This window comes from Bacillus sp. JJ1521 (genome assembly GCF_036965165.1).
GTDB lineage: Bacteria > Bacillota > Bacilli > Bacillales > Bacillaceae_L > Ferdinandcohnia.
In genome coordinates this window covers 1-7,572 of the sequence record NZ_JBALOX010000235.1, presented here as the reverse complement: position 1 = coordinate 7,572, position 7,572 = coordinate 1, and the positions used below count along the sequence as shown (strand labels likewise).

The window sequence follows — 7,572 nt, the reverse complement described above, 5'->3', positions numbered from 1 at the left end:
TTAATGATTTTAAAAATAGTTAAAGAAGTAAATGCTGGACCTGTGGAAAACGAGGTGCCAACTAAAGTTACTGATGAAAACCCTCCAACCGCAGGGAAACAGGAGGATAAGCCCGTAAGTGGCAAAGTTGCAATTGATTTAGAAACGTTATCGGCAGGTGTAGTCCAGGGAGGAAGATTTTCAACCGCTGAAAACGCAAGTACAACTGTGAGTGAAATTAAAGAAAAGGGTTTTGCGGCAACTGCTGTTGAAATGGATGGTGCTTTTTTCGTAATTGCCGGCATTGGAACCGAACAAGGCTCAGTTAGTGGGATTAAGACAAAATACAAAGAAGCCTTTCCAGATTTTTTCACCAAAACTTTTGAAGTAGCTGGCGGATCGTATACAAATGCAGGAAAAGCAGATTCGGAGGCAATTACCGTAGATCTGCCAGTATTTAAGGAATTAGTAACTCTTTCTTCCCAGGCGTTCGAAACAGGGGCAATCGATAATGGACAATGGGAAAATCTATCGAAACAAATAGCTGCGGTTAAGGAGCTCAAGGCGGATAGCCTTCATGAGCAGCTGAATAAATTCCATACAGATATACAGTCTGCTTTTACACAATTACAGGAATATAAGAATGGCGGGGACCAAAAAGTATTATGGCAATCACAGCAATCATTATTAAATGCTTACCGTGCCTATACAGTTTGGATTTCTGATTTAAACTAGACAAAATTCAATTTTACGTGGAAAATGGAAAGGGGATATCTGCTCCTTTCCATTTTTATGCCTTGATTTATATAGCTTTTACATAAAGCGAAATTTTTCTCAAACAATAAATTATCTGTAAAATTGCATTTTACATAATTGTAGATTGATGATTTGTTTGTTACGATAAATAAGTATCTTCCATTCTGAAAAAAAATAAAAAAGGGTGAAATCAACATGCAGCACCTCGTTTTAGCCTCAGGTTCTCCACGACGAAAAGAACTTCTTAGAAATGTGAAACTTTCCTTCGATGTTTCCGTCAGTAATATTGATGAATCCATTGACGAAACTCTCACTCCTGAAGAAAAGGTCATGACAATCGCCTTAAATAAAGCAAAGGCGATTGCAAAACAATTCCCGGATTCCTATATCCTTGCAGCAGACACATCTGTTGTGTTTCAAAACCAATTTTTAGGAAAACCTAAAAGCGAGCAGGAATCAATACAAGTATTAAAAACTTTATCAAATCAAAAACATGAAGTCGTAACAGGGGTTGCGATTCTTTTTAAGGACACACAAAAATTGTTCTTTGAAAGAACAGAAGTGACGTTCTGGGATTTAACTGATGAGGAAATTCAAGCATATGTTGCTTCAGGCGAACCAAAGGATAAAGCAGGTTCATATGGAATTCAAGGACTTGGATCCGCACTCGTAAAACATATTAAAGGCGACTATTTTACTGTAGTGGGATTGCCTGTATCACGAACCCTTCGTGAACTAAGAAATCTAGGATATCATTGTTAAGATTTATAACATTTCATAGTAGTAAGTATGCCACAATTAAACGGTGCCATAAATAGGCTAATTACATGGTAGTCAGTGACTTTAATACAGGTGGGATCCAAGTATCTAGTACAATGGATAGGAGGAACCTATTTGAAATCATCAGCACTCATGATTCGAGATTATCCTCAGGAGGAAAGACCAAGGGAACGTTTAGTTTCCGATGGTGCTGACAGCCTTTCAAACCATGAGCTTTTAGCCATTCTTTTACGAACAGGTTCAAAGGAAGAATCGGTCATTCAACTTTCAAACCGCTTACTGCATCATTTTGAAGGTCTTCGATTATTAAAGGACGCATCTGTCGAAGAAATAACCTCTATTAAAGGTATCGGAAAAGCCAAAGCCGTACAAATTATGGCGGCGGTTGAGCTAGGCCAAAGAATTGGCAAACTTCAATATGAGGATCGGTATGTCATCAGGTCCCCAGAGGATGGCGCTAAATATGTGATGGAGGATATGCGTTTTTTAACACAGGAACATTTTGTATGTCTTTACCTGAATACGAAAAATCAGGTCATTCATCGCCAAACGATTTTTATTGGAAGTCTAAATGCCTCGATTGTTCATCCGAGAGAGGTGTATAAGGAGGCCTTTCGAAGGTCAGCAGCATCCATCATTTGCATTCATAATCATCCTTCTGGGGATCCGGCACCAAGTCGGGAAGATATAGAAGTCACGAAGCGGCTTGTTGAATGTGGTAGGATAATCGGCATAGAGCTATTGGACCACTTAATCATCGGTGAACACAAATATGTCAGTCTGAAAGAAAAAGGATATGTGTGACTTTATTAATATGTGTTCAAAAGGAGGGTGAAGAGACCACGTCGACAAAAACGCCACGTCCGCATGTCTTGTCGACACTAGCACGTCCTGTGCGTCGCAATTTCAAGGCTTCGCAGTTTTGAGCACCGGAGCGTATGCAGTTAATACGTGAGGACCGGAGAAACAAGCCAACGCGCTTCCACAGGATGTGGTGACTTCGACGTTCGACACAGGACGTGTCGGCATTTAGTCGAAGTTCCTCTATAGATGCGTCATTTTCGTTCGACTTTTTGAACATCCTCTATTAATTTTTAATTTTGTACGATATAATATTGGTTATGAGTTTTTGCTCGATAACACAATTTTTGATTCACCATTTTTTATTCGCGTATCAGAAAGGAAGATACATATTATGTTTGGAATAGGTACAAGAGACCTTGGTATAGATTTAGGGACGGCTAATACACTTGTTTTTATTAAAGGGAAAGGCATTGCAGTAAGAGAGCCATCTGTTGTTGCGATGCAAACAGACACTAAGCAGATTGTAGCAGTAGGGAATGACGCTAAAAACATGATTGGGCGTACACCAGGCAATGTTGTTGCACTTCGTCCGATGAAGGATGGTGTCATTGCTGACTACGAAACAACTGCGACAATGATGAAATATTATATTAATTCAGCAGTAAAATCGAAAGGCTTTTTCTCGAGAAAGCCATATATTATGGTTTGTGTACCATCTGGTATTACAGCGGTTGAACAACGTGCGGTGATTGATGCTACTCGTCAGGCTGGTGCAAGAGATGCATACCCAATCGAAGAACCATTTGCAGCAGCGATTGGAGCAAATCTACCGGTGTGGGAACCAACTGGTAGTATGATTGTTGATATCGGTGGTGGTACAACAGAAGTTGCCATTATCTCTTTAGGCGGAATTGTTACGAGTCAGTCAATTCGCATTGCTGGAGATGAAATGGATGATGCCATTATTCAATATATTCGTAAAACCTACAACCTCATGATAGGGGATCGTACATCAGAAGCAATTAAGGTTGAGATTGGTTCAGCCGGTGCTCCTGAGGGTGTAGAAAACATGGAGATTCGCGGAAGAGATTTATTAACAGGTTTGCCAAAAACAATAGAAATTACGGCAGAGGAAATTTCTCATGCCCTTCATGATACGGTGTATGCGATTGTCGATGCAGTTAAAAATACACTTGAAAAGACGCCACCCGAGCTAGCAGCAGATATTATGGATCGAGGAATAGTTTTAGCTGGTGGTGGAGCTCTATTACGCAATTTGGATAAGGTTATAAGTGAAGAGACCAGTATGCCAGTTCTTATTGCTGAAAACCCATTAGATTGTGTAGCAATTGGTACAGGTAAGGCCCTTGATCATATTCATTTATTTAAAGGGAAAACAAAGGATTTACGATAAGGAATCTTATATAGTGGGGGAATTATTTTCCCCACTATATGTGTTGAAATCAAGTTAAAGTTAGAGGGTGTAACACATGCCACAATTTTTTCTCAATAAGCGATTAATAATTTTACTTGTTTGTATCATCGTTCTGGTGGCATTGATTGGATTTTCCTTAAACGAGCGAAACAAATTATCATGGCCTGAGCAATTTTTAAAGGATTCGGTAGGGTGGGCTCAAAGTATTTTTCATCAACCCTCTCAAGCCATTGCTGGATTTTTTGATAATGTCAATCATATTCAAAACACATTTGAAGAGAATCAGCTCTTAAAGGAAAAGCTAGATTCCTATGGTCGGTTAGAAGCAAGAGTACAGGAATTGGATAAGGAAAATGAAAAATTACGTGATGTTCTGAAAAAAACGGAATCACTTGATCAATTTAATAAAATCCAGGGAACGGTTATAGGACGTAACCCTGACCAATGGCATGAAATTATTACCGTTAATCGTGGTACAAACCATGGTGTGAAAGTTGACATGGCTGTTATCACTTCAAAAGGTTTAATCGGAAAAGTAAAGCATACAAATGCATTTACATCTACCATTCAGCTATTGAGTTCCCCAAATCGTATCAATCGTATCTCAGCTTATATTCAGGGGGATACAAAGATTATGGGGTTAATCGAAGGATATGATGAAGAAAAAGAAGCTCTTCTCTTTAAAATCAATACCCCGGAAGCAAAAATCGAAAAAGAGCAAAAGGTACTTACATCAGGACTTGGTGGAATTTTCCCGAGTGAGCTTTATATAGGTGAGGTCATGGATGTTGTTCCAGATGATTATGGGTTAACAAAGACTGCATATATTAAGCCTGCTGCTGATTTTTATGAAATCGACCATGTTATAATTGTTGAAAGAACGATGGTTGTTCCAAATGAAGAGGAGGATGAATCGTGAAGCGTTTCGTTCTTCCCCTTATTTTGTCCTTCGTTTTTTTATTTGAAAGCAGCTTTGTAGATTTAGTACCAGTAGATATTTTTCATAAGGAAAATGTTTATGTGCCTCGGTTTTTGTTTGTCTTGATTGCTTTTATAACAGTCTATTTTAATAAACCAATGGGGCTTATTTATGGGGCTATTTTTGGTTTGCTTTACGATATTGTTTATACTGAAATACTAGGAGTTTATTTGTTTCTATACACACTAGTGGCCTATCTTATTTCCTGGGCAAGTCGGATTCTTCAAACAAATATATTTGTGATCTCATTTTTATGTTTAATTGGGATTGTTGCTTTGGAATTTTGTGTGTATGCGGTAAATTTGGCAATTGGAACCACTTCACTTTCAGTTGAATTGTTTGCTAAAATCCGAATTTTACCGACGATCCTATTAAATAGTATTTTCTTACTAGTATTTGCTTACCCATTTAAGAAATTACTAGGAAAACTACATATAGAAGAGTAATGACAATCTTTCTAAAAAAACTTTGAGATTTAACAGGAAAAAGGGAGTCTCTTGTTGAAGTATAATATCGTTGAGGTGAACGTCGTGAAAGGACAAAAACAGCAGTATGTTACTATAAAAGGGACAAAAGACGGACTAACGTTGCATCTCGATGATTCGTGTTCATTTAAAGAACTAATCTCAGACCTAGAGGTTAAGCTTTCCTTGAATCGCAGAAAGAATGATGATGTTCCGTTTGTTCCTGTTAAAGTAAAAATTGGCAATCGTTTTTTAACACAAGATCAAGAAGAGGAAGTACGCTCCGTTATTCGAAATAAAAAGCATTTAGTTGTAGATGTAATCGATAGTGATGTGATTACAAAACAAGAAGCAGAAGAGATGAAAAAAAAGCATGAGATTGTTTCAGTGGCAAAGGTGGTTCGTTCTGGACAAGTCCTTAAAGTAGATGGAGACCTTATGCTTGTTGGCGATGTAAATCCGGGAGCAACTGTTATTGCGGGCGGTAATATTTTTATTTTGGGTTCGTTACGTGGAATTGCACATGCTGGTTTCTATGGAAGAAAAGATGCAATCATTGCGGCGTCAGTTATGAAACCTACCCAGCTTCGAATTGGTGATATAATGAATAGAGCACCAGACTCTGTTCAAACAGAAACGAATATAATGGAATGTGCATATGTGGACGATAGTGAGACAATTGTAGTAGATAGATTGCAACAGTTAACTCATTTAAGACCTAACTTAACAAGGTTAGAAGGGGGAATCTAGCTGTGGGAGAGGCTATAGTTATTACATCAGGAAAAGGTGGAGTCGGTAAGACGACTACGTCTGCTAATGTAGGCACTTCCTTGGCTGTGCTAGGGAAACGTGTGTGTTTAATAGATACAGATATTGGCCTGCGAAATTTAGATGTTGTCATGGGTTTAGAGAACCGCATCATCTATGATTTAGTTGACGTTGTTCAAGGTCGTTGTAAGCTCAAACAAGCTTTAGTAAAGGATAAAAGATTCGATGACCATCTTTATTTACTGCCAGCTGCCCAAACAAGTGATAAAACTGCAGTAGAGCCTAGCCAAATGAAGAAATTAGTCGAAGAGTTAAAACAAGATTTTGATTACATTATCATCGACTGTCCTGCTGGTATTGAACAGGGCTTTCAAAATGCTGTTGCTGGAGCAGACCAAGCAATAGTTGTTACAACACCTGAAATTTCAGCCGTTCGTGATGCAGACCGGATTATTGGATTACTAGAAAAAGAGGAAGTTGAGCCACCGCGCCTAATCGTAAATAGGATTCGAAATCATATGATGAAGACAGGTGAAATGCTCGATCTCGATGAAATTGTAACACATCTTTCCATTGATTTGATTGGAATTGTCTCAGATGATGATGAAGTCATCAAAGCTTCCAATAGTGGCGAACCAATCGCATTGAATTCAAGCAGCAAAACAGCAATCGCCTATCGTAATATTGCTCGAAGAATTTTAGGGGAATCGATTCCATTACAATCGCTTGAAAACGACCCAAAGGGCATGTTTACAAAGATTAAGAAATTCTTTGGTGTCCGTTAAACCACCTTTAGTGATAAGGTGGTTTTTTTTTGGTTGAAAATTTACATACCAGATATTGGAATCTCCGACTGTTCATAAGGATTAGGTCCTGATTCTTCTCTAAGCGTGCTTGATGACTAGGGGGCATTACCTATAATGGAGCCATAATTAAGAGGGATAATTTACCAAACCGAGCCTGCTCCTATTATTCTTAAAAATAAAGTAAGGAAAAAATAATCATTTTTTAATAATAAATATTGAACTTGTAACAATTAAGCCATTTTACCTAGCAAGTAAGTTATTAGTGATACATTTGTAAAGATATTGTAAAATCTCATTTTAGTGGAAAAACCCCTATAAAAATACCTTTTCTACGAATATATAATTCTTCGTTCCAAATTCCTAAATTGACTTTGTCAAAATAAGTAAAAAATACCAATTTCTTAATATTCAAAATGTTATTTCATTATTCGACACTTTTTCCTATTTTAAAAGGCTACAGTTAATGTAACCTGTACTTCTACATAATGCGGTTTCTACTGGAAAATCGCGATTTCTACCTAGAGAAAAAATGGGGGGAGTTTCCCGAAGCATTTGGAGTATGGGAATTCGAAGGAAGGAGGCTGCAAACTTATTTACTAAAAATTTGATATGGGAGGAAACCTGATGAAGAAAAAAGGGAAACGTAGGTTTACGAAGGTTGCAAGTGTATTAATGTGCGCGCTAATACTTGTGCCTAGTGTAACTTCGCAGGCATTTGCACAAGCAAAAGATCCTTCAATTTCCTATTTAGGAAGTAAAAAAGAAGTAGCTTCAAGTAAAATTTCGAAGAGCTTACAAGAC

General features: G+C 37.9%; 7 protein-coding genes and 1 pseudogene. All 8 read left to right on the top strand.

Annotation, left to right across the window (positions count from 1 at the left end):
• Nucleotides 1–714: pseudogene (locus tag V7147_RS23270) on the top strand (hypothetical protein); the annotation flags it as partial.
• Between the two features lie 216 nt (nt 715–930).
• Nucleotides 931–1,497 (top strand): Maf family protein, encoded by a 567-nt coding sequence (locus V7147_RS23265; protein WP_335370177.1) that lies wholly within the window; start codon nt 931–933, stop codon nt 1,495–1,497.
• A 150-nt stretch (nt 1,498–1,647) separates the two neighbouring features.
• Nucleotides 1,648–2,319, top strand: a complete 672-nt coding sequence (gene radC / locus V7147_RS23260) for a RadC family protein (RefSeq protein ID WP_335370179.1) — start codon at nt 1,648–1,650, stop codon at nt 2,317–2,319.
• Nucleotides 2,320–2,710: 391 nt separating this feature from the next.
• The gene (locus V7147_RS23255; protein ID WP_335370176.1) at nt 2,711–3,733 is read left to right on the top strand and encodes a rod shape-determining protein; all 1,023 of its coding nucleotides are present in this window, start codon (nt 2,711–2,713) and stop codon (nt 3,731–3,733) included.
• A gap of 76 nt (nt 3,734–3,809) precedes the next feature.
• Nucleotides 3,810–4,673, top strand: a complete 864-nt coding sequence (gene mreC / locus V7147_RS23250; protein WP_335370175.1) for a rod shape-determining protein MreC — start codon at nt 3,810–3,812, stop codon at nt 4,671–4,673.
• Nucleotides 4,670–5,179 carry a rod shape-determining protein MreD gene (gene mreD, locus V7147_RS23245; RefSeq protein WP_335370174.1) on the top strand — a complete coding sequence of 170 codons (510 nt, stop codon included), beginning with the start codon at nt 4,670–4,672 and terminating at the stop codon, nt 5,177–5,179. The genes mreC and mreD overlap by 4 nt, the downstream gene beginning before the upstream one ends.
• A gap of 75 nt (nt 5,180–5,254) precedes the next feature.
• Nucleotides 5,255–5,947 carry a septum site-determining protein MinC gene (minC, locus tag V7147_RS23240; RefSeq protein WP_438824643.1) on the top strand — a complete coding sequence of 231 codons (693 nt, stop codon included), beginning with the start codon at nt 5,255–5,257 and terminating at the stop codon, nt 5,945–5,947.
• Nucleotides 5,948–5,949: 2 nt separating this feature from the next.
• Nucleotides 5,950–6,750, top strand: a complete 801-nt coding sequence (gene minD / locus V7147_RS23235; RefSeq protein WP_335370173.1) for a septum site-determining protein MinD — start codon at nt 5,950–5,952, stop codon at nt 6,748–6,750.
• Nucleotides 6,751–7,572 lie beyond the last annotated feature (822 nt).